At 68.7% G+C, this 21,026-nt stretch carries 23 protein-coding genes; 14 read left to right on the top strand and 9 right to left on the bottom strand.

Annotation, left to right across the window (positions count from 1 at the left end; all coding sequences use genetic code 11):
* The first annotated feature begins 85 nt into the window (after positions 1 to 85).
* Complete coding sequence (locus V4U86_RS00700) at positions 86 to 667, top strand: TetR/AcrR family transcriptional regulator (RefSeq protein ID WP_395309400.1); 582 nt, start codon at positions 86 to 88, stop codon at positions 665 to 667.
* Here the strand turns inward: V4U86_RS00700 and V4U86_RS00695 are convergent.
* On the bottom strand, positions 664 to 1,233 hold the full coding sequence (locus V4U86_RS00695) for a TetR/AcrR family transcriptional regulator (RefSeq protein ID WP_395309399.1): 570 nt from the start codon (positions 1,231 to 1,233) through the stop codon (positions 664 to 666). The two genes, V4U86_RS00700 and V4U86_RS00695, sit on opposite strands and share 4 nt — an antisense overlap.
* Before the next feature lie 54 nt (positions 1,234 to 1,287).
* On the opposite strand from V4U86_RS00695, the gene V4U86_RS00690 reads away from it, so the two are divergent.
* Complete coding sequence (locus tag V4U86_RS00690) at positions 1,288 to 1,938, top strand: class I SAM-dependent methyltransferase (RefSeq protein WP_395309398.1); 651 nt, start codon at positions 1,288 to 1,290, stop codon at positions 1,936 to 1,938.
* Here V4U86_RS00690 and V4U86_RS00685 read toward each other — a convergent pair.
* The 4 genes from V4U86_RS00685 to V4U86_RS00670 all read right to left on the bottom strand — a co-directional run bounded on the left by V4U86_RS00685 (position 1,935) and on the right by V4U86_RS00670 (position 5,507).
* The gene (locus V4U86_RS00685) at positions 1,935 to 3,005 is read right to left on the bottom strand and encodes a prenyltransferase (protein ID WP_395309397.1); all 1,071 of its coding nucleotides are present in this window, start codon (positions 3,003 to 3,005) and stop codon (positions 1,935 to 1,937) included. The two genes, V4U86_RS00690 and V4U86_RS00685, sit on opposite strands and share 4 nt — an antisense overlap.
* A gap of 1 nt (position 3,006) precedes the next feature.
* On the bottom strand, positions 3,007 to 3,741 hold the full coding sequence (locus V4U86_RS00680) for a class I SAM-dependent methyltransferase (protein WP_395309396.1): 735 nt from the start codon (positions 3,739 to 3,741) through the stop codon (positions 3,007 to 3,009).
* Positions 3,728 to 4,975 carry a glycosyltransferase family 4 protein gene (locus V4U86_RS00675; protein WP_395309395.1) on the bottom strand — a complete coding sequence of 416 codons (1,248 nt, stop codon included), beginning with the start codon at positions 4,973 to 4,975 and terminating at the stop codon, positions 3,728 to 3,730. Before V4U86_RS00675 ends, V4U86_RS00680 begins: the two co-directional genes overlap by 14 nt.
* 67 nt (positions 4,976 to 5,042) lie before the next feature.
* A complete protein-coding gene (locus V4U86_RS00670) occupies positions 5,043 to 5,507 on the bottom strand; it encodes a hypothetical protein (protein ID WP_395309394.1) in 465 nt (154 codons plus the stop codon).
* 155 nt (positions 5,508 to 5,662) lie between these two features.
* Between V4U86_RS00670 and V4U86_RS00665 the strand changes: the two genes are divergently transcribed.
* Genes V4U86_RS00665 through V4U86_RS00645 form a run of 5 tightly spaced genes read left to right on the top strand, consistent with a single transcriptional unit; the run spans position 5,663 to position 9,885 of the window.
* Positions 5,663 to 7,489 carry a hypothetical protein gene (locus V4U86_RS00665; RefSeq protein WP_395312272.1) on the top strand — a complete coding sequence of 609 codons (1,827 nt, stop codon included), beginning with the start codon at positions 5,663 to 5,665 and terminating at the stop codon, positions 7,487 to 7,489.
* Between the two features lie 9 nt (positions 7,490 to 7,498).
* Positions 7,499 to 7,648 (top strand): hypothetical protein, encoded by a 150-nt coding sequence (locus V4U86_RS00660; RefSeq protein WP_395309393.1) that lies wholly within the window; start codon positions 7,499 to 7,501, stop codon positions 7,646 to 7,648.
* Entirely contained in the window at positions 7,645 to 8,013 is a 369-nt protein-coding gene (locus V4U86_RS00655) for a hypothetical protein (RefSeq protein ID WP_395309392.1), read from the top strand. The genes V4U86_RS00660 and V4U86_RS00655 overlap by 4 nt, the downstream gene beginning before the upstream one ends.
* Complete coding sequence (locus tag V4U86_RS00650) at positions 8,010 to 9,317, top strand: hypothetical protein (RefSeq protein WP_395309391.1); 1,308 nt, start codon at positions 8,010 to 8,012, stop codon at positions 9,315 to 9,317. The genes V4U86_RS00655 and V4U86_RS00650 overlap by 4 nt, the downstream gene beginning before the upstream one ends.
* Before the next feature lie 16 nt (positions 9,318 to 9,333).
* On the top strand, positions 9,334 to 9,885 hold the full coding sequence (locus V4U86_RS00645; protein WP_395309390.1) for an isochorismatase family protein: 552 nt from the start codon (positions 9,334 to 9,336) through the stop codon (positions 9,883 to 9,885).
* On the opposite strand, the gene V4U86_RS00640 is transcribed toward V4U86_RS00645, so the two are convergent.
* The gene (locus tag V4U86_RS00640; protein ID WP_395309389.1) at positions 9,875 to 10,672 is read right to left on the bottom strand and encodes an enoyl-CoA hydratase/isomerase family protein; all 798 of its coding nucleotides are present in this window, start codon (positions 10,670 to 10,672) and stop codon (positions 9,875 to 9,877) included. The genes V4U86_RS00645 and V4U86_RS00640 overlap by 11 nt on opposite strands.
* Positions 10,673 to 10,737: 65 nt before the next feature.
* Here V4U86_RS00640 and V4U86_RS00635 point away from each other — a divergent pair, with 65 nt between their 5' ends.
* The 3 genes from V4U86_RS00635 (at position 10,738) to V4U86_RS00625 (ending at position 12,813) form a co-directional block, all read left to right on the top strand.
* Entirely contained in the window at positions 10,738 to 11,190 is a 453-nt protein-coding gene (locus V4U86_RS00635) for a MarR family winged helix-turn-helix transcriptional regulator (protein WP_395309388.1), read from the top strand.
* Positions 11,187 to 12,008 carry an ABC transporter ATP-binding protein gene (locus V4U86_RS00630; protein ID WP_395309387.1) on the top strand — a complete coding sequence of 274 codons (822 nt, stop codon included), beginning with the start codon at positions 11,187 to 11,189 and terminating at the stop codon, positions 12,006 to 12,008. The genes V4U86_RS00635 and V4U86_RS00630 overlap by 4 nt, the downstream gene beginning before the upstream one ends.
* Before the next feature lie 64 nt (positions 12,009 to 12,072).
* On the top strand, positions 12,073 to 12,813 hold the full coding sequence (locus V4U86_RS00625) for an ABC transporter permease (protein ID WP_395312271.1): 741 nt from the start codon (positions 12,073 to 12,075) through the stop codon (positions 12,811 to 12,813).
* Between the two features lie 8 nt (positions 12,814 to 12,821).
* Here V4U86_RS00625 and V4U86_RS00620 read toward each other — a convergent pair whose 3' ends face one another.
* Positions 12,822 to 14,060, bottom strand: coding sequence for a maltokinase N-terminal cap-like domain-containing protein (locus V4U86_RS00620; RefSeq protein ID WP_395312270.1), 1,239 nt, complete (start codon positions 14,058 to 14,060; stop codon positions 12,822 to 12,824).
* 80 nt (positions 14,061 to 14,140) lie between these two features.
* On the opposite strand from V4U86_RS00620, the gene V4U86_RS00615 reads away from it, so the two are divergent.
* Positions 14,141 to 14,944 carry a HugZ family protein gene (locus V4U86_RS00615; RefSeq protein WP_395309386.1) on the top strand — a complete coding sequence of 268 codons (804 nt, stop codon included), beginning with the start codon at positions 14,141 to 14,143 and terminating at the stop codon, positions 14,942 to 14,944.
* A gap of 34 nt (positions 14,945 to 14,978) precedes the next feature.
* Positions 14,979 to 15,545 carry an orotate phosphoribosyltransferase gene (locus tag V4U86_RS00610; RefSeq protein ID WP_395309385.1) on the top strand — a complete coding sequence of 189 codons (567 nt, stop codon included), beginning with the start codon at positions 14,979 to 14,981 and terminating at the stop codon, positions 15,543 to 15,545.
* Positions 15,546 to 15,558: 13 nt separating this feature from the next.
* Here V4U86_RS00610 and V4U86_RS00605 read toward each other — a convergent pair whose 3' ends face one another.
* Positions 15,559 to 16,668, bottom strand: a complete 1,110-nt coding sequence (locus tag V4U86_RS00605; RefSeq protein WP_395309384.1) for an ABC transporter substrate-binding protein — start codon at positions 16,666 to 16,668, stop codon at positions 15,559 to 15,561.
* Positions 16,669 to 16,717: 49 nt separating this feature from the next.
* Here V4U86_RS00605 and V4U86_RS00600 point away from each other — a divergent pair, with 49 nt between their 5' ends.
* Positions 16,718 to 17,128, top strand: coding sequence for a TIGR03668 family PPOX class F420-dependent oxidoreductase (locus V4U86_RS00600; protein ID WP_395309383.1), 411 nt, complete (start codon positions 16,718 to 16,720; stop codon positions 17,126 to 17,128).
* A 25-nt stretch (positions 17,129 to 17,153) separates the two neighbouring features.
* Positions 17,154 to 17,468, top strand: coding sequence for a hypothetical protein (locus tag V4U86_RS00595; RefSeq protein ID WP_395309382.1), 315 nt, complete (start codon positions 17,154 to 17,156; stop codon positions 17,466 to 17,468).
* Here V4U86_RS00595 and car read toward each other — a convergent pair.
* On the bottom strand, positions 17,465 to 20,890 hold the full coding sequence (car, locus tag V4U86_RS00590; protein ID WP_395312269.1) for a carboxylic acid reductase: 3,426 nt from the start codon (positions 20,888 to 20,890) through the stop codon (positions 17,465 to 17,467). The genes V4U86_RS00595 and car overlap by 4 nt on opposite strands.
* Positions 20,891 to 21,026 lie beyond the last annotated feature (136 nt).

Here is a 21,026-nt window from a genome sequence, read left to right as displayed (position 1 = left end):
CCGTCGTTGGTACTGCGCTGTACCGCAGGTGTCTGCGTTACGGTACTCCGCGGTACCGGGCGAGGCAATAGGACAGGGGAAAGCGATGGACGATGAACGGTCCTTTCGCACCAGATTGCTCGACGGCCTGGCGGCATCGATCGCCGAACAGGGTTACCGCACCACTACGGTGGCCGATATCGTCCGCCACGCCCGCACCTCCAAGCGCACGTTCTACAGCCAGTTCCCGGACAAGGAACAATGCTTCATCGAGCTGTTGCGGGCCGACCACGAGCAGCTGCTCATCGCCATCCGCGCGGCCGTGGACCCGGAAGCGGACTGGCGGGCACAGATCCGCCAGGCCGTGCTGGCCTACATCCAGCACATCGGCGCACGACCGGAGATCACCCTCAGCTGGATCCGTGAACTGCCCGGCCTCGGCGCCCCGGTGCGCGACATCCAGCGCTCTGCGATGAGCGGCCTGACCGACCTGCTCGTCGCGCTGTCGGACAGTCCGGGCTTCCGCCGTGGCGAGATCGCTCCGGTGCGTCGCGAAGTCGCGGTCATCCTGCTCGGCGGGCTGCGCGAACTGACCGCGCTGACCGTCGAGGACGGCCGCCCCACCGAGTCGATCCTGGAACCGGCGGTGACCGCGTCCGAAGCGCTGCTCGGTGCCGATCGCCCCTAGTTCAAAATCAGGCGCGCCGATTTCACCAGGCGCAGCGCGATCTCCGGGTAGGCCTCGTACCCCATTCCGGCCCAGACCAGCGTGCCCGCATAGAGCAGTTCGAGCGCCTCGATCACGTCCGGGTCCACCGCGGGCCCCAGCGCGGCGACCAGCCGGGCCCGGATGTCAGCGCCGATGCGCCCGCGCAGGACGTCGACGTCGGGATCCTTGCCCAGCAGCGCATTGGTGACCGCACCGGCGAACTCCGGCTCCCCGGCCACCAGCAGCGCGATCTGTTCGAGCACCTCAAGCACCCGGGTCGCGGGATCGTCGGATTCGTGGGCGGCCAACGGGGACTCGGCCAGCCTGCGCCAGAACACCTCGGCGACCAGATGTTCCTTGGAGGAGAAGTAGGTGTACGCGGTGGCGGCTCCGACACCGGCCTGCGCGGCCACCCGGCGTACCGTGAGCGCTGCAAAACCCTCGCGGCTCAACAGTTCCAGCGCGGCCTTGCCGAGCCGGTCGACGGTATCGGCCTGCTTGGCGCTCAACCTACGGCGCGTCGACTCCAGGGCCGTATCGGACACGTGTCCAGACACTACTGCACCCCCCGATCACCAGCAACGGTAGGTTTGTCAGCCATGAGCAATGCCGACACCGCCCTGCCCGCCGAGGCCGCCCGCTTGTTCGAGTTCGCCGAGCAGGTCATCGGCTTCATGCCCGCCGACGAGGGCCGCGCCCTCTATGACGCGGCCGTCCGCTACCTGCCCGGCGGAGTCGGCGTCGAGATCGGCACGTACTGCGGAAAGTCCACGGTGCTGCTGGGTGCGGCCGCCGCGCAGGTCGACGGGGTCGTCTTCACCGTCGACCATCACCACGGTTCCGAGGAGCACCAGCCCGGGTGGGAGTACCACGACACCTCGCTGGTCGACCCGGTCACCAAGCGCTTCGACACGTTGCCCACCATGCGGCACACGCTCGACCTCGCCGGCCTGGAAGATCACGTGGTGGCGATCGTCGGCAAGTCCCCCACCGTGGCCCGGTTCTGGGGCACCCCGGTGCAATTCCTCTTCATCGACGGCGGCCACACCGAAGAGGCCGCTCAGCGCGACTACGACGGCTGGGCCAAATGGGTGGCTCCGGGCGGTGCACTGGTGATCCACGACGTGTTCCCCGATCCGAACGACGGCGGCCAGGCACCGTTCCACATCTACCGTCGCGCAATCGATTCCGGCGACTTCACCGAGGTCTCCGCGACCGGCTCGCTGCGGCTGCTGGAGCGCGTCGGCTAACGGCCCGACGTCGCGCAGGCGCAGTCGAACTCGCCTTCCAGGCCGCGCGGCAGATCCGCGGCCCGGAAGATGCCGGCGGCGGCGCTGGTGGTGCTCAGCGCGTCGGCGGCCAGGATCATCGCAGCGCCGGTCCAGGTGGTGCGCTCCACCGGCCAGTGCTTGCCGTCGGAGAACACCAGGCCCGTCCAGTACGAACCGTCCGTCTCGCGGAGATGCTGCATGGCCGCGAACTGTTCGAGCGCGCGCTTGCGGTCGCCGATGGCGTCCAGCGCCATCACCAGCTCGCAGGTCTCCGCACCGGTCACCCAGGGCCGGTGATCCACGCACCGGATGCCGAGCCCGTCGACCACGAAATCGTCCCAGCGCCGGCTGATCCTGGACTCGGCTGCCTCACCGCGGACCGCACCGGTGAGCACCGGGTAGTACCACTCCATGGCGTGAGTGTCCTTGGCGGTGAACAGTTCCGGGTGTTCGGCGATGGCGTGCCCGAGCGCTCCGACGGCCACCTCCCACTCCGGCTGCGGGTCGTCGAGGTAGTTCGCCAGCGCCAGGCCGCACCGGATGCTGTGGTAGATGCTGGCACAACCGGTCAACAACGCCTCTTCCACGGGCCCGGCATCGCTTCTGGCCCAGCAGATTTCGCCACCGGGGCGCTGTAGGGTCAGCACGAAGTCGATGGCCCTGGTGACCACCGGCCACATCGTCTCGGCGAAGCCGCGGTCCCCGGTGATCAGTACGTGATGCCAGACGCCGGTGGCGATATAGGCGCAGAAGTTGGTGTCGCTGTTGGCATCCTCGATCACGCCGTTGCGCAACTGGATCGGCCACGAGCCATCCGGGCGCTGGGCCGTGCGGCACCAGTCGAATGCTCCCCGGGCCGGCTCCAACAGGCCGGCCACGGTCAGCGCCATGGCGTTCTCGACGTGATCCCACGGGTCCGTGTGTCCGCCCACCGACCAGGGGATCGCGCCGGTGCTCTCCTGGGTCTCGGCAATGGACACCGCGGTCTGACGGCACTGCTCAGGTGTCAGGACACCGGGAACCCCGGGGATCACGAACTCGGCCATGTCAGACCGCGTGCTTCGCGAAATCGGCCGGCTTCTCGAAATACAGAGCCACGCTTTTACCGATCAACGGGTTGAGCGCCGCTTCCGCCGTACGGGTCAGCCACGGCCGGCTCATCATGTCCCAGACCAGCAGTTTGTGATAGGCGGTCACCGCCGGATTGTCCGGCTTATCCACGCCGACAGCACATTTCAGCCACCAGAACGGCGCATGCAATGAATGCGCATGCTCGCTGTGGGCGAACCGCATTCCTCGCCCGACGACCTTGTCGCGCAGTACATCGGCGCGGTAGATGCGGATGTGCCCACCCTCGTTGGCGTGGTACTCGTCCGACAGCAGCCAGCACACCTTCTCGGGCAGCCAGCGCGGAACGGTGATGGCAAGAGCGCCACCGGGTTTGAGCACCCGGACCAGCTCCGAGATCGCCTTGTCGTCCTCGGGGACGTGCTCCAGGATCTCGGAGGCGATGACGCAGTCGAACGTGCCGTCGGCGTAGGGCAGCGCCAGGGCGTCCCCCTTGACCGCCTCCGCGCGGGCCGACGCCGGCGCCTCGCCCTGCTCCCTCATGGCCGTCAGGATGGCGTCCACGTCATTGAGGTCCTCGACGCTCTGGTCGAAGGCGATGACGTCGGCGCCCCGACGATAGGCCTCGAAGGAGTGGCGTCCCGCGCCACAGCCCACATCGATGACCGATGTCCCCGGCCCTACGCCGAGCCGGTCGAAGTCAACGGTCAGCACGCTGCGCATCCTTTCTGGTTCGTTCGATCGCCCGCTCGTAGACGGCCACGGTCTGTGCCGCCACGGACTCCCAGCTGAATACGTCCAGGGCCCGGCGCCGTCCGGCCGCGCCGAGACGGTGCCGTTCGGCGGGCGAGTCCAGCAGTTCGCCGAGTACATCGGTCAGCTCGTCGACGTCGGCGGGCCGGACCAAGCGGGCGCATTCCTCGCTCAACACCTCGGGCAGGGCCCCGGCCCGGCTTGCCACGATCGGCGTGCCGCTGGCCATCGCCTCCACGGCGGGTAGCGAGAAGCCTTCGTAAAGTGAAGGGATGCAGGCAATCTCAGCGGAGGCCAGCAACTCGGCCAGGGCCTCGTCGGTCAACCCGCTGGAGACGTTGACGATGTCGGAGATACCCAGTTCGGCGATCAGCTTCTCGGTCGGGCCGTTGGGTTCGAGCTTGGAGACCAGCTGCACATCCAGGTTGTGACGGGTGCGCAACCGCGCCACCGCGTGCAGCAGATTGCCGACACCCTTGAGCGGTACGTCGGCGCTGGCGATGGCGATGATCCGCCCCGGTACCCGGGTGTCCGAGGGCCGGAACAATGCGGTGTCGACACCCAGGGGCACCACCTGCAGCTGGGATTCACTGACGCCGAAGTCCTCGGCGATGTCGGCGGCCGAGGTCGACGAGACGGTCAGCAACTCCGGGATGGCGCGAGCCACCTTCTTCTGCATCTCGGCGAAGGCGTACCACCGGCGGACCAGCGGTTTGCGCCACCACTTGGCTGCGGCCAGTTCGAGGACCCGGTCCCGGGTGATCGGGTGATGCACGGTGGCGACCAGCGGCATCCCCCGCTCGGCGATGGTCAGCAGGGCCGAACCCAGGCTCTGGTTGTCGTGCACCACGTCGAACTCGTCGCCGCGCTCGGCCATGATGCGGGCGACCCGCAGGCAGAACGTCTTGGGTTCGGGGAAGCCCGACGACCACATGGTTGCCAGCTCGAGCAGATCGATACGGTCCCGGATCTCCCGCGGATGCGGGACGCGGAACGGATCGGGCTCGCGGTAGAGGTCCAGGCTGGGCACCTTGGTGAGCCGCACCCGCGGGTCCAGGCCTTCGGGATAGGGCTGGCCGGAGAACACCTCGACGTCGTGGCCGAGTTCGGCGAGGCCCCGGGACAGATGCCGTACGTACACACCTTGACCACCGCAATGAGTTTTGCTTCGGTACGACAGCAGGGCTATACGCACGTCAGCTCAATCCGCTGAACTGCGGCGCAAGCATACTGGACATGTGTCCAGACTATAGTTTGACGCGCTAGCGGGCGCAACGCGTCCCCGGTCCCGGCTGACCCGGTACGACGAACGCGAACGGCCTCCGGTAGCCCAGTCCGGTCAATCGCGCGCGGCGCACCGCGGCGGCATCCACCGATCGGATTGCTCCCGACGTCGGTTCGTAGCAACGCAATTCACCATCGCGGGCCCCGACGCCGACGAGCAACACCCAGTGCCGCGGGATGACGCTGCCCACCAGCATCGGCACCGGCAATCCCGACCGCAGCGCGGCCATGACGTCGTTCCGTGGCTCATGGCCGCTCCTGAGTCGCCAGCGGTAGCGGACCACGCTGTGCGCGTTGATCGCGCCGGCCAGCGCGCGCGGGGTCATCCCCAGCCGGCGTGGCCACGCCACGTTGGCCGACCGGTGCACCCGCAGCTGTTCGGCGTCGAACCAGCTCGCCGCGCCGGCTTCGTGCAGCGGGGCCCCGTAGTCCGGTCGCAACATCGCGGCAGCCAGCACCGCGACGGAAGGGCCGCAGCTTATCCCGTCACGTTGCCGCAGGTGTAGACCTGGTTTGAGAGTCCGGATTCTGGCAATATTACCGGCGAGTAAGGACCGCGCACAGCTAACCGGGGGTGCCAATGGCGGGCGGATTGTTCATGTCGGCGGGGTCGGTGCTGGCCGAGGCGGGCAGCGAAGGCGGCGGGGCGGACCTCGATCAGATCATCGGGGTCTCGGTGGCGACCGGCATCGTCACCGCCGCCCTGCTGTGGATCGGCGTGCTGCACCGCACCCGGCGGATCACCTGGTTGGACACCCTGGCCACCAAGGTCGGCACCAAGATGAAACGCCCACCCTGGGTCGCACTGCCGACCCTGCTGTTCACCTCGACGATCATCTGCGCGATGTTCGGCTTCATCTGGGACGTCAGCCTGCACATCGGCAAGGGCCGCGACTCCGGACCGCTGGCCAACCCGGCCCACTACTTCATCCTGGTCGGCCTGTTCCTGCTGTTCATCGCCGGGTCACTGGCCATCATCCTGCCCTACGAGAAGCCGGGCCCGGCCGCGCTGCGGATCACCCGGACCTGGTACGCGCCGGTCGGCGGCGTCCTGATGGCCGCGTGCGGGCTCTACGCCCTGATCGGATTTCCCCTCGACGATGTCTGGCACCGCCTCTTCGGTCAGGACGTGACGCTGTGGGGCCCGACGCACCTGATGCTGATCGGCGGCGCGGGCCTGTCCCTGATCGCGGTCCTGCTCCTCGAACACGAGGGCCGCATCGCGATGGGGCCCGACAACGAGGTCGCTCCGCGGAAGGTTCTGCGGTACTTCGCTTTCGGTGGTCTGCTCATCGGCCTGTCAGTGTTCCCGGTCGAATACGACTTCGGTGTCGAACAGTTTCGGCTGGTGCTGCACCCGATGCTGGTGGCGGCCGCCGCGAGCCTGGCACTGGTCGCCGCCCGGATCACGCTCGGCAAGGGCGCGGCACTGGCCGCGGTCGGTTTCGCGCTGCTGATCCGTGGGCTCGTCGCGATCGCGGTCGGCCCGGTGCTCGGCGCCCCGCACAGCTGGTTCGCGCTGTACCTGGGGTCGGCCGTGGTCGTCGAATTACTGGCTCTGACACCGCTTTTGAAACGCCCGGTGCTGTTCGGCGCTGTCGCCGGGGTGGGCATCGGCACGGTCGGCCTGTGGCTGGAATCCTTCTGGATCGACGCCGTGTTCAGGTATCCGTGGCCGACGAGCATGTGGGGCGAGGCGCTGATCATGTCCCTCCCGGTCGCGGTCACCATGGGCATGTGCGGCGGCCTGCTGGCCACCGTGCTCACCGGACGACCACTGCCGCGGCGCGCGGTCAGCGCCGGTCTGGTCGTGGCCACCGTGCTGACCGTCGGCGCCGCGACGGCCAACGGCCTGACCATCTCGGTACCGGAGAACGCCGCCGCTCAGATCACCCTCACCGAACTGCCCGGCCCGCCGGGAGAACGCCTGGTGAGCGCCGACATCCGGATCACCCCGGCGGACCTGATCAGCGACGACCCCGAATGGGTGTCCATGCTGTCCTGGCAGGGCGGTCTGGACAACGAACGCGGACTGATCGTCGATCACCTGGAGCACCTGGGCCCCGGCCACTACCGCACGACCCGCCCCATCCCGGTGTGGGGCAGCTGGAAGACCCTGGTCCGGATCCAGGACGGCCGCACCATGGCCGCGGTGCCGGTGTTCCTGCCCGCCGATCCCGGCATCGGCGCCGTGGAGCTTCCCGCCGAAGCCTCGATGACGCGCGACGTCACCGCGGAAATCACCGTGCTGCAACGGGAGCGGAATCTGGACGTGCCGAGCTGGCTGTTCACCGCCGCCTCGCTCGTGGTGTTGGCCTGCTCGCTGATCCTGATCGCGGCATTGAGTTGGGGTGCGGGCCGGATCAACGACCGGGAGATGCGCAGCCGTGCCGACACCGTTGTCGAGCAGCCCGCCAGGCTGTGACACCCCCCGATGACACTCCTCGCCGATCATTCACTGCTGCTGGCACTACCGGCCTTTGCGCCAGCGGTGGTGGTGGCCGGGGTCGTCGCGTGGCTGGCGATCCGCGATCGGCGCAACCCTGATCCGGACGACACCCTCCAGAGGAAGGACACCGATTGAGAACCCTGTTCATCGTCGCGGCGGCCGCCCTGTTGACCGCCGGCTGCGCCGAGACCGAGACCCCCGCGCCCCCGCTGCCGGATCAGCAGTCGCCGGCGCAACGGGTGGTCATCGACGTCACCATCGAGGACGGGCAGGTCACACCCACCAACCAGCAGGTACAAGCCGGGGTGAACCAGCCGATCGTCATCCGGGTGTCCAGCGACGTGCCTGACGAACTGCACGTGCACGCCACCCCGGAACACACCTTCGCGGTGAAAGCCGAACCACTGCAATCCTTTCAGTTCCAGGTCGCAGTACCCGGACGGGTCGACGTCGAGCTGCACGAGTCGCACCGCGTCGTCGCCACCATCGCGGTGCAGTGACGGTCGTCCTCGCGCACGGGCTCGGCGGTTCGGCCGACCTGCCGATCCCGTTCACCTACGCCGTGGTCGGCGCGGCGTGGACACTCACCTTCACCTTCGCGGTGGTGGCCCTGGCCTGGCGCACACCACGTTTCGACGCCGACATCCCGGGCCGACCGCTGCCGGACCGGCTGACCGCGGCCATCGACGCTCCGGTCACCCGGTGGGTGGTGGCCGGACTGGGTCTGGCGTTCACCGGCTGGGTGGCCGTGGCGGCCGCGGTCGGGCCGCAGGACGGCAGCAACGCCCTGCCCGGGGTGTTCTACGTGCTGCTGTGGGTGGGGCTGGTGGCGCTGTCGCTTCTCCTCGGGCCGGTGTGGCGGCTGATCTCCCCGGTGCGCACCGTGGCGCGGTTGCTCGGCGTCACCCGCGAGAGGCACATCCCCCGTCGCTTCGCTCGCCCCGACTACCCGCACCGGCTGGGTTACTGGCCAGCCGCGGCCGGCCTGTTCGCCTTCGTCTGGCTGGAGCTGGCCAGCCCCGATCCGGGATCGCTTACCGCGGTGAAGATCTGGCTGTCGATCTATCTGATGGTGACGCTGGCCGGCGCCGTGGTTTGCGGACCGCGTTGGTGTGCGCGCGCCGACCCGTTCGAGGTGTACAGCATGGTCGCCTCTCGGTGTTCGCCGTGGCGGCGTAATCCGGACGGCCGCATCGCGGTCGGCAATCCGTTCAACCATCTGCTGTCACTCCCGGTGCGCCCGGGAACCGTCACCGTGCTGGCGGTCCTGCTGGGCTCCACGGCCTTCGACAGCTTCTCCGCGATGCCGGCGTGGCGCACCTTCGTCGACACCCACACCTCGGGCGCCTGGGCCGCCACTGCGTTCAAGACCGCGGGCCTGCTGGTGTTCGTCGCCACGGTCGCGCTCACCTTCTCGCTGGCCGCCCGGGCTACCGGCGGCATGGACCGCGCCGGGCGCCGCGCCCTGCCCGGGCTGATGGCCCACTCGCTCATCCCGATCGTCATCGGTTACGTCTTCGCGCACTACTTGACCTATCTGGTCGAGAAGGGCCAGCAGACCGTCCACGCGCTGATGGGATCGCCTGACGCGCAAGTGTATTACCTGTTGTCCTCGCATCCGAGTGTGTTGGCCTCGGCCAAGGTCGGCTTCGTGTTGCTCGGCCATGTCGCGGCGGTGGTGGCCGCGCACGACCGGGCACTGCGGGTGCTGCCGCGCGGCCACCAGATGACCGGCCAGCTGGCGATGATGTTTGTGATGGTCGGCTACACGTTCACCGGGCTGTATCTGCTCTTCGGCGGCTGAGGGCTACGGTTGAGGTATGCGTGCGCTGATCGTGGTCGATGTGCAGAAGGATTTCTGCGAGGGCGGGTCCCTGGCGGTGGACGGCGGCGCCGCCATCGCCCGCGGCATCAGCCTGTTGCTGTCCGAACATGACTACGACCACGTGGTCGCCACCATGGATTTCCACATCGATCCGGGCGAGCACTTCTCCGACACCCCGGACTACCGGGTGTCCTGGCCCCGGCACTGCGTGGTGGGCACCCCTGGGGTGGATTTCCACGAGGACTTCGACGCGGCCGCCGTGCAGGCGGTGTTCACCAAGGGTGAATTCTCGGCTGCCTACAGCGGTTTCGAGGGCACCGACGCGGACGGGACGACGCTGACCGACTGGATGGCCCAGCGCGGCGTGAACAGCGTCGACGTGGTCGGCATCGCCACCGACTACTGCGTACGGGCGACCGCGGTGGACGCGGTGGCGGCCGGTCTGCGCACCCGGGTGCTGCTGCCGCTGTGCGCCGGAGTGGCCGCGGAGTCCACCGCCGAGGCGCTGGCGGTGCTGCGCGCCCGCGGCGTCGAGATCACCGAGTAGGGTCCACCCGCCGGCCGGTCCAGCGCGGCACGCGGCCGGCCAGTTGCGCCCGCACCCCCTCCGCCGCGTCCTCGTGCCCCATCAGTTGCAGGTGGATCTCGGTCTCGCGAGCGCCGACCTCATCGCGGCTGAGGTCGAAGGAGTCCCACAGCAACCGCTTACTGGCCGCGACCGACATCGGTGCGGTGTTGGTGGCGATGTCGTGCGCCACCTCCAGCGCCGCGGGCAGCACCTCCCCGGCCGGCAGCACCCGGCTGCCGAGACCCATCTGCACCGCGCGGTGACCGTCGAACATCGTTCCGGTCAACAGGATCTCGGCCGCGGTCGCGATACCGACCAGTCGCGGAAGCACCCAGTGCGAGTAGGCGTCGCCCACCACACCGCGGCGCACCTGCACGATGCCGTATTTGGCGTCGGCGGCGAAGAACCGGATGTCGCACTGCAGCGCCAAGGTCAGCCCGAGGCCGATCGCGTGCCCGTTCACCGCGGCGATCACGGGTTTGTTCAGCGTCCACGCCGGCACCGGGAAACCGGCCGCGCTGAACCCGGCCCCGGGTGCGCTGAAGGTCCGCTCCCCGGCGCCGAGATCGGCACCGGCGCAGAAGGCGGGTGGGGTGCCGGTCAGCACGATGGCGCGGATACCGTCATCGGTGTCGTACCGCGTCAGGGCGTCGGCGAGTTCGTGGCGCATACCGTCGCCGACGGCGTTGCGCTGTGCGGGCCGGTTCAGCGTGATGACGGCAACCCCGCCCTCGTCGGTGGTCAGCAGTGTTCGGTACTCGCGCACCTGGTCATCATCTCCCCGGTCGTCATCCCCGACATATACATCTGTAACAGAGGTATTCTTTCGGGGTGGATACCACCGTCGATCTGGCCGGCCGACTGTTCGGCGTGGTCGGCCGCTTCCGTCGGCAGCTGCGGCGGTCCACCGGTGGCGGATTCGACCGCACCGGGTTGACCCAGTCACAGGCCGAGCTGTTGCGGCTCGTCGGGCGCCGCCCCGACATCTCGGTCCGGGAGGCCGCCGCGGAACTCGGCCTGGCCGCGAACACCGCCTCCACCCTGGTGTCGCGGCTGTCGGCCGAAAATCTGCTGATCCGCTCGGTGGACAGCGCCGACCGGCGGGTCGGCCGGTTGCGACTCACCGAGGCCGCGCAGGACGTCGCCGACCGGTCCCGGCTGGCCCGCCGCGCCGCCCTGGCCGACGCGCTGCGGGCGCTCGACGACAACCAGATCGAGGATCTGACAAAGGGATTGGCCGTCATCAGCGAGCTGACCCGGTTACTCCAGGAGGAACGGTCATGACACTGCCACCGGCCATCGAATGCCGGGGCCTGACCCACCGCTACGGCAAGTTCACCGCGGTCTCCGGACTCGACCTGCAGGTCGCCCCCGGTGAGACGGTGGGACTGCTGGGCCCCAACGGCGCCGGTAAGACGACGGTGATCCGGGTGCTGACCACCCTGACGCCGGCGCAGGAGGGGGAGGTGCGCATCTTCGGCCTCGACTCCCGTCGGCACACGATGGATATCCGCCACAATATCGGCTATGTGCCGCAACAACTTTCCATCGAGTCCGCGCTGACCGGTCGGCAGAATGTGGAATTGTTCGCCCGGCTCTACGATGTGCCGCGCCGCGAGCGAGCCGACCGGGTGGCCGCGGCACTGGAGTCCATGGCGCTCTCCGAGGTGGCCGACAACCCGGCAGGCACCTACTCCGGCGGCATGGTGCGCCGGCTGGAACTGGCCCAGGCCCTGGTGAACCGCCCGTCGCTGCTGCTGCTCGACGAACCCACGGTCGGTCTGGATCCCATCGCCCGCGACAGTGTCTGGGAGCAGGTCGACCGGATGCAGTCCGAGTTCGGCATGGCCGTCCTGTTGACCACCCACTACATGGGCGAGGCCGACGCGCTGTGCGATCGTGTGCTGCTGATGCACCACGGCGTATTGCAAGCCGACGGCACCCCGGCCGAACTCAAGGCCGGACTCAAGGAGCAGGTCGGCCCGAACGCGACGCTGGAGGATGTCTTCCGGCACTACGCCGGAGCAGATCTCGACGCGGCCGCCCCGGCCGGGTTACGCGAGGTCCGCGCCGCACGAAGGACGGCCCGCCGTGTCAGCTGAACCCGCCATCACGTTGATCCGGGCGCCGCGGGGCTGGCGCCGGGTGCGCGGTCTCGGCACCCGGATGGGTGCCTTCGCACTCGTCGAACTGCAGAAGCTGCGCCATGACCGCACCGAATTGTTCACCCGGATGGTGCAACCCGCGCTGTGGCTGCTGATCTTCGGCCAGACCTTCAGCAATCTGAAGGTCATCGACACCGGGGACGTGCCGTACCTGGCCTTCCTGGCTCCGGGCATCATCGCGCAATCCGCGCTGTTCATCTCGATCTTCTACGGGATCCAGATCATCTGGGACCGGGACGCCGGCATCCTCGCCAAACTCATGGTGACCCCGGCCCCGCCGGCCGCGTTGATCACCGGGAAAGCCTTTGCCGCGGGCATCCGTTCGGTGGTGCAGGTCATCGGCGTGGTCGCGCTGGCCTACCTGATCGGGGTGCACATGACGATCAACCCGCTGCGCATCCTGGGCGCGATGGCGGTGGTGGTGCTCGGCTCGGCGTTCTTCGCCTGCCTGTCGATGACGCTGGCCGGATTGGTCCGCAACCGGGACCGGCTGATGGGCATCGGCCAGGCCATCACCATGCCGCTGTTCTTCGCCTCCAACGCCCTCTACCCGGTCGAGGTGATGCCGCAGTGGCTGCGCTGGCTGTCCGCGGTCAACCCGCTCAGCTACGAGGTCAACGCGTTGCGCACACTGCTGATCGGTTCCCCCGGCAATATCTGGCTCGACATCACCGTGCTGGTGGTGGCCGCCGTCGCCGGGGTGCTCACCGCGTCGGCCCTGTTGCGCCGTCTGGTGCGCTGAGGCCGGACCTACACCGCCAGCAGGCGTTCGATGGCCCCCAGCGGGATCGGCAACCAGGACGGCCGGTAACGGGCCTCATACCCCGCCTCGTAGACGGCCTTGTCCAGTTCGTAGGCGCGCAGCACACCGGCCGCCTGTCGCGGATCGATCGCGCTGCCCGCGATATAGCCCTCGCAGAAGGCCGCGCTGTTGCGCCGGGCCCATTCCCGGGCGGCATCCTGATCCTGCCCGGCGGTCTGCCGCTGGTGTGCGGCGTAGTCATAGGAGCGCAGCATCCCGGCCACGTCCCGCAGCGGGGAATCCGGGCGGCGCCGCTCCTGCAGCGGTTGCCCCGGCTCACCCTCGAAGTCGATCACCAGCCAGCCTGTCGGGGTGTGCAGCACCTGCCCGAGGTGCAGGTCTCCGTGGATGCGCTGTTCGGTGGACGGTTCGTCGGCCAGTTGCCGGTAGCGCTGCTCGATCTCGGCCACCCGGTCACGCAGCGCGGGCACCTGCACCGCGACCGCCCGCAGCCGCTCGATCATGGTCTGCACCGGGAAGGGTTTGACCCTCGTACCCAGCCGGTCGGCCAGATCCCGGTGCACCGATGCGACGGCCTGCCCGAGCCGATGCGATTCCTCGGTGAAATCCTCGCCGGACGCCGCGGTCACCAGCTGCCAGCCGTCGGTGGAGTCCCGCGCGAAAGTGCTCACCATGCCGAGCATGTATTGTTCTGTGTCCCAGTCTATTTCATACGAACCGAGCAGCGGGGTGATGTACGGGTTGCCGGCCAGCGCGCGGGTCAACTCGACGTCGGGGTTGATGCCCGGGATGAGCCGCCGGAACACCTTGAGAATGCTCTGCTCCCCGAACACCACGCTGGTGTTGGACTGCTCGGCACCCATCACCCGCACCGGAGTCCCCGGCCCCAGATCGGCGCCCGGCTCGCGCCGGAACCGCACGGTGTCGATCTGGTCGGAGGCGTCCAGCAGGGACAGCAGCCGCCCGGCCGCCTGCGGGTCGACCATCGCGTCGTAGCCGGTGCGTGTGCCGTCGGAGCCGATGCACGCCGACTCCGCTCCGGTGCCCCACCGCACCAGTACCTGATAGGTCTCGGTCGCACCGTCGGTGTATTCGACGCGCAGCACCGCCAGGTCCAGATCGGTGTCCAGCGCCACGACCGTCGCGGGCCGGGCCGTCGCGATCTCCCGCCCTCGCCCCGAGTACCAGCGTTGTGCGGGCAGCCAGCGGTCGAACGGCAGGTTCATGGTCATGATCTTTACCCGTACCCGGCGGGCCGGGGTCCCACACAGGCGATCGGGTCTCGGGATGTGGGTACAGTGCCGACGTGGCTGAATTGCGTGATCACGGTGACCCCGGCGACGCCCCGACCGTGCCGCCGCCACTGACGGCCGTGACGAACCCCCGGCGCCCGTCGGCCGCCGAGGAGGCCCGCACCATCGCAGCCTCCACCAACGCGGGGACGCTGGCCACGCTGACCGCCGATGGCGACCCGTGGGCCTCGTTCGTCACCTACGGCCTGCTCGACGGCGCCCCGGTGCTGTGCGTGTCGAACATGGCCGAGCACGGCCGCAACCTGGCCGGTGATCAGCGCGCCAGCATCGCCATCGTGGCGCCTGACGTGCCGGATGACCCGCTGGCCTCGGGCCGGGTCACGCTGGCCGGGACCGTGGTGCAGCCCGCCGCAGACATGCTGCGGGCGGCCCGGGAAGCACACCTGGCCGCGGTGCCGGCCGCCAAGTACTACATCGATTACAGCGATTTCACCCTGTGGGTGCTGCAGGTCGAGCGGGTCCGCTGGGTCGGCGGATACGGGCGGATGGATTCGACGAGCGGTGCGGAATACACCGCCGCCGCTGCCGACCCGGTCGCCCCGTACGCCGCGGGGGCGGTCGCACACCTCAACGCCGACCACGCCGACGCACTGACCGCGATGGCGCAGAAGCTCGGCGGATTCCCCGACGCCACCGCCGCGACCTGCACGGCGGCCGACCGGTACGGGCTCGATCTGCGGGTCACCACCGCCCGCGGTGTGGCCTACACCCGGGCCGGCTATCCGGAGCCGATCAACAGCATCGATGAATTGCGGTCGGCTGCAGTCGAATTGACCAAAAGGGCCCGGCAGGCCTGAGCTGTCGGGCCGACGTGCAATACGATTTCGGACTATGCAGCGCCCGCAGACCTGGCAAGCGGCTTTCGAGCTGATCAAAACCCGCGGTTACGAGCACCGCGAAGAGCCGTTCAAGCTCGTCAGTGGCCAGCTCAGCCATGACTACATCGACGGCAAGTACGCCATCGACAACGGTGAGCGGCTGTCCATCGTCAGCCGGGCGGTGGCCGACCTGGCCGCCCTGCACGGCATCGAGTTCGACGCGGTCGGCGGGCTCACCATGGGCGCCGACCCGCTGGCCCACGGGGTGTCGATGGTCACCGGCGCCGCCTGGTTCTCGGTGCGCAAGGAGCAGAAGTCCCGCGGCCGCGAACAGTGGATCGAGGGCACCCGCATCGAGCCCGGCACCCGGGTGCTGCTGGTCGACGACGTCATCAGCACCGGCGGTTCCACCCACAAGGCCTATGACCGGGTCACCGCCGCCGGCGCGGTGGTCACCGGGGTGATCCCGATGGTGGACCGCGGCGATGTCGCGGCCGAACTGTTCGGCGGGCTCGGCGTGCCGTTCGTCGCGCTGGTGACCTATCGGGATCTCGGCATCGAACCGGTCCAGGCCGTCTGAGTTCCTGCCCTGCTCAGCCGACGGCCGACGGCCAGTTGGCTTCCAGGTACCTCATCGCGGATTCGTTCTGCTCAATCGATACGAATGTTGCCGCCCCGTCCACCGGGGGCAACCCGCCGTAGACGACCCGGTCGATGCTGCCCCTGGTGACCATCGAGTCGGCCCGCACCGGCCGGGCGCCACCACCGAGGTACAGGTTCTGCCCTTCGTCGCTGTACAGGAACTCCTGCCACAGCCGGGCCGCGGCCGGGTGCGGGGCGTCGGCGTTGATGGCCTGGAAGTAGTACCCGGCGACCGCGGCGTTGTGCGGGATGATCACCTTCCAGCCCGGCACCTTCTTGGACTGCTCCACATTCAGGTAATCCCAGTCGATGACCACCGGGGTCTGGCCGGCGGCGATGGTGGCCGGGGTGGGGTTGACCGCCAGCAGGTTGCCCGCCTCGGCGAGCTTGGCGAAGAACTCCACCCCCGGCGCGATGTCATCGGGAGAACCGCCCTGGGCGATGGACACCATCATCACCCCCGAAAAGGCCGAACCGGCCTGTCGCGGGTCCCCGTTGAGCGCGACCTTGCCCGCGAACTCGGGCTTGAGCAGGTCGTCGACGCCGGCGACGACCGGCACCTTGGTCGAGTCGTACCCGATCGACATGTAGCCGCCGTAGTCGTTGACCCACAGCCCGTCCGGGTGCTTGAAGGCGTCCGAGATCTCGGCGAAGTGCTCGACCTTGTAGGCCGCGAACATATCGGTATTGGCCAGCGCCACCGACTGGCCCAGGTCGAACACGTCCGGCGCGGTGCTGCGCCCCTTGTGCTGCACCGCGGTGTCGATCTCCTCCTGGCTGCTGGCCCCCGGCTGTGCCGAGTTGACCTTGATGCCGTACTTCTGGCTGAAGCGCTCGATGATCTCGCCGTAGTTCGCCCAGTCGGGCGGCAGTGCGATCACGTTGAGTTCGCCCTCGGCCCGGGCCGCTTCGATCAGCCCCGCCATGCCACCGAAGTCGGCGGCCGAGGTGGCGATGCGTGCGTCTGCCGCGGCGGACTCCCGCTTCTCGGGCGTGGCACATGCGGCCAGGCCTCCGGTCAGCAGGGCTGCGGTGGCCAGACCCACCAGCGAACGCTTCATGGCCGAAACCATCGCAGCAATCGGTAACCGGCGCTACTACCATCGGGTTGTGTCCGAAGGTGTCGACCCGCTCGAACTGTTCGCCGGCGCCCCGGTGGCCGTGTTGGCGACCTGCGCGATCGATGCCGTTCCGCACGTGGTTCCGGTCGTTTTCGCGGTGGAGGGGGACACCGTCTACACCGCCGTCGACGCGAAGCGGAAATCCACGCAGAAGTTGCGCCGGCTGGCCAACATCGAGGCCAACCCGCAGGTCAGTCTGTTGGTGGACCACTACAGCGAGGATTGGGACCGGCTGTGGTGGGTGCGTGCAGACGGGGTGGCGGCCGTGCACCACGACGGCGAACAGATGGCCATCGGGTACAGCGTGCTGCGGGCCAAGTATCCCCAGTACGAGCGCACCGCACTGGACGGCCCGGTGGTGGCGATCTCGGTCACCCGGTGGGCGTCGTGGCGGGCATGACGCAATGACGAAAGAGGGCACGACCGTGAACAGGTACGCATTCGCCGCCGTGGGCGCCCTGGTGGCCGGCGTGATCGGGTCCGCCGCCACCGGCTTCATCGGGACGGCGGTGGCGGACCCGGACCCCGCCGGCAACGCCCAGCAGACCATCGACGAACTCCGGGCCCAGGGCTACCGGGTGATCGTCAGCCGGTTGAGCAGCCGGCCACTGTCCGAGGCGAACGTGGTGGGGGTCCGCCACGGCCAGGACTACACCCAGAACTGGATCGTCGACGACGAGGACCGCGACTACGTGTACAACGCCCTGGCCGGGCGGACCGTCTATGTGGACGTGAACTAGAGCAGCCCCAGCAGCTCCAGGTCGGTGACGTACTTGACGATCACATCGCGACTCACGTGCGGAATGTCCTTGTCCGGACCGATCTTTGCGTCCTGGACCGCGGCGCGGAACACATCGGTGGGCGCCATCGCCCCGTTCACCGGGACGCCCGGCGCGGCGTAGTTGTGCAGCAACGGCAGCAGTGACGCCTGCCGCTGACGGTCAGGAAGGGCCCGCAGCGCGGTCTCGAACCGGGCCAGCCAGTCGCCGTAGTCTGCGACCCGCTCGATCCGGTACCCGGCCTCGACCAGCCAGTCCACGAAGGTGTCCATGCCGATGCCGTCGTCGTACGGGTTCATCACGTGATACGTCTCGAAACTGCGGTCCTCCAGCGCCACCCGGGTCCCCAGGGTCGAGATGGCCTCGGCGATGAACTCCACCGGCAGCCCGTCGTAGTGGCTGCGCTGCGGATTGCCCTCGGCATCAAGCTGATTGAACGAACGCGGAGCGATCCCGGTGGCGACCAGGCTGAACATCATCCGGGTGAACATGTCGGGCAGGTTCAGCTGTCCGGCGTAGCTGGTATCGGCCAGGATCATGTCGCACCGGAACACCGAGACCGGCAACCCGACCCGGTCGTGCGCCTCCCGCAGCAGGACCTCTCCGGCCCACTTGCTGGTGCCGTACCCGTTGGCGTAGCTGTCGTCGATGACCCTGGTGGCCGAGATGTCCCGGATGTCGGCGTCCTCGACGAAGCGTCCCGCTTCGATGCCCGCACCGACCCCGATGGTCGACACGTAGACGAACGGCTTGATCTTGCTGGTCAGGGCGACCCGGATCAGCTCGGCGGTGCCCAGCGCGTTCGGCCCGAACAGCTCGCTGTAGGGCAGGACGTGGTTCACCAGTGCGGCGGGGTCCACGATGAGATCCACCGTATCGGCCAGCCGCTGCCAGACCGCCTGGTCCAGACCGAGATTCGCCTCGCCCTTGTCTCCGGCGATCACCTCGAGATGCTCGGCGGCGAGGTCGCGGTAGTGCGCGACGAGCTTCTCGTCGCCGGTGTCGAACGTCCGGTCCAGCCGGGCCCGGGCCTCGGCGTCGCTGCGCGCGCGGACCAGGCAGATCACCTTGCCGCCGACCAGACTCATCCGCTCCAGCCAATCCAGCGCCAGGTAGCGCCCGAGGAAGCCGGTCGCGCCGGTCAGCAGCACGGTGCGGATCTCACTCCCTACCTTCGGAAGCGACGGTGCGGCAGCAAGAGTCGCGGCGTCGATGAACTTGTCCAGGGTGAGGTCGGCGGCATGCACCTCGGTGGCGCCCGCCCCGTGGACCGACGCGAACGTGGGGCGGCCGGTCCCGCCGGCGCGCTGGGTCTCGATGTGCTCGGCGATGGTCCGCAGATCCGATGCCGGGCTCACGATCAGCGACACCGGCACCTCGACATCGAAGATGTCGGTGAGCAGGTTCCCGAATGTCAACGCCGACAGCGAATCTCCGCCCAGGTCGGTGAAGTGCGTATCGGGGGCGGCATCGGCGCTGGCCGCACCCAGCAGGGCGACCGCGGTGCGGCCGACGGTGTCCAGCACCGGCGCGGTGGCCCCGGCGGCGCGCAGCGCCTGCAGCTCCTGCGCCTGGCCGTCGGCGAGGTCTGTGTAGAGCTGCTCGAGCTCGGCCCCGTACCGCTCTTTCAGCCTGGGCCAGGCCAACTTCCGGATGCCGGTCAGCAGACCGTTCTCCACGGTGAACGGGGTGGCCTCGATGAGGAAGTCGCGGGGCAGCTCATAGGACTGCAGGTCGGCGGTGCGCGCGGCCTCCTGCAGCGCGGCGGCGATGTCCTGCTTGGTGGACGACGGATCGGTGGGGACCACCACGGCCAGCAGATAGGGCCGGGCGCTGTTGCCGTACAGATAGATCTGGTGCACCTGCGGCGCGGTGGTGAAGACGGCCTCCAGTTTGGACACCGTGACGAACTCCCCCTGGGACAACTTGAGGACGTTGTTGCGCCGGTCGACGTAGGCGACCTGATCGGGCCCGAGTTCGGCGACGATGTCGCCGGTCCGGTAGAAGCCGTCCGCGTCGAAGACCTGCGCGGTGATCTCGGGGCGCTTGTAATACCCGGGGAACATCTGCTCGGACTTGACCAGCAGTTCGCCGCGGGGATGCGGCACATCGGTCAGGCGGTAGCCGAGTTCAGGTACGTCGACGAGCTTGTACTCCAGCACCGGCGGCCGGGCGATGTGACCGTCGATGAAGACAGCCCCAGCCTCGGTGGAGCCGTAGCCCTCCAGCAGGTGCATGCCCAGCAGCGTCTCCACCCAGTCCCGCAGTTCGGGGGCGATCGGCGCCGAGCCGGTCACCGCGCTGACATAGCGGCCGCCGATCAGGTTCGTCCGCAAGTCCTCGAGCACTTCGGTTTCGTTGCCGCCGTGGGCAAGCCGGCTCTGGTACTCGTTGAACAGCATGTCCCAGATGCGCGGCACGAAGTTCAGCTGGGTGGGGCGGGTCAGGGCCAGGTCGTCCAGGAATGTCGAGAGATCGGCGCGGGCCGCGAAGTTCACGGTGCCACCGCTGGCCAGCGCGCCGTACAGGATGCCGCGGCCCATCACGTGGCTCATCGGCATGAAGCTCAGCACGATGGACGGAGCCACACCCTGGCTGTCATCCCAGTGTGAATTGGCCGCCGGCCGCCAGATGTCGGCGACCTTGCTCTGCGGGTACATCGCGCCCTTGGGCGCCCCGGTGCTGCCGGAGGTGTAGATGAGCAACGACAGCGGGTCCGCCTCGGCGGGCACCTCGGTGAGGTTCCCGGACCCGCCCCGCGCGAGCACTTCAGCGAGGGTTTCCACGGTGACCCGGTCGTCCAGCCGCGCGGTGGCGGCCGCATACGCGGCGCGCTGCGCATCCACCTCGGGGTGGTAGTCGAACACCACGAGCCGGGTCGCTGCCGACCCGAGCGCCAGTTCCACCGCGTCGGCGAGGTAGTCGATGCTCGACGCGATCAGGACGGGTTCGGTCTCGGCGATGATCGGGGCGAGCGCAGCCGTCGAGGCGCTGGTCTGCAATGGCACCGATACCGCCTCGAGCTGGGTCAGGGCGATGTCGACGACGGTGTAATCCACGCTGGTGAACCCGAGGATGGCGACCCGGTCACCGGGTTTCACAGGGGCGCCGCGCCATGCGTCGGCCAGCGCCCGCACCCGCTCGGCGAGTTGGCCGTAGGTGATGGTCTCGAAGCGCGGTTGCAGGGCGGCGACGGTGTCACCGGATTCGTCGGTGACGAACTCGACCGCGCGGGCGCCGAGGGCCGGCCGGTCGGCATAGCCGTCGAGCACGGTGCGCACGATGTCGGCGAGCCGCAGGCCGGGCGCGCAGGCGGCGGCATTCACCTCGGCACTCGGCGTGGCCGCCGCGAACTGGGGGTCGGTGGCGTACAGCTGGGTCATGCGCTGCTGGGTGTCAGGGGATTCGGTTTCGGGCAACACTTCGGGATCCTTCGGGACGTTCTTTCGGCTCTACCGCTATCTGCGGCCGGGGACATCACCGTCCACACCGACCGTCGGATACAACGTTAGCAAAACT

Source organism: Mycobacterium sp. AMU20-3851 (assembly GCF_043974665.1).
GTDB lineage: Bacteria > Actinomycetota > Actinomycetes > Mycobacteriales > Mycobacteriaceae > Mycobacterium.
Note: the sequence above shows the minus strand (reverse complement) of the source record. Positions and strands in the feature narration are given on the sequence as shown.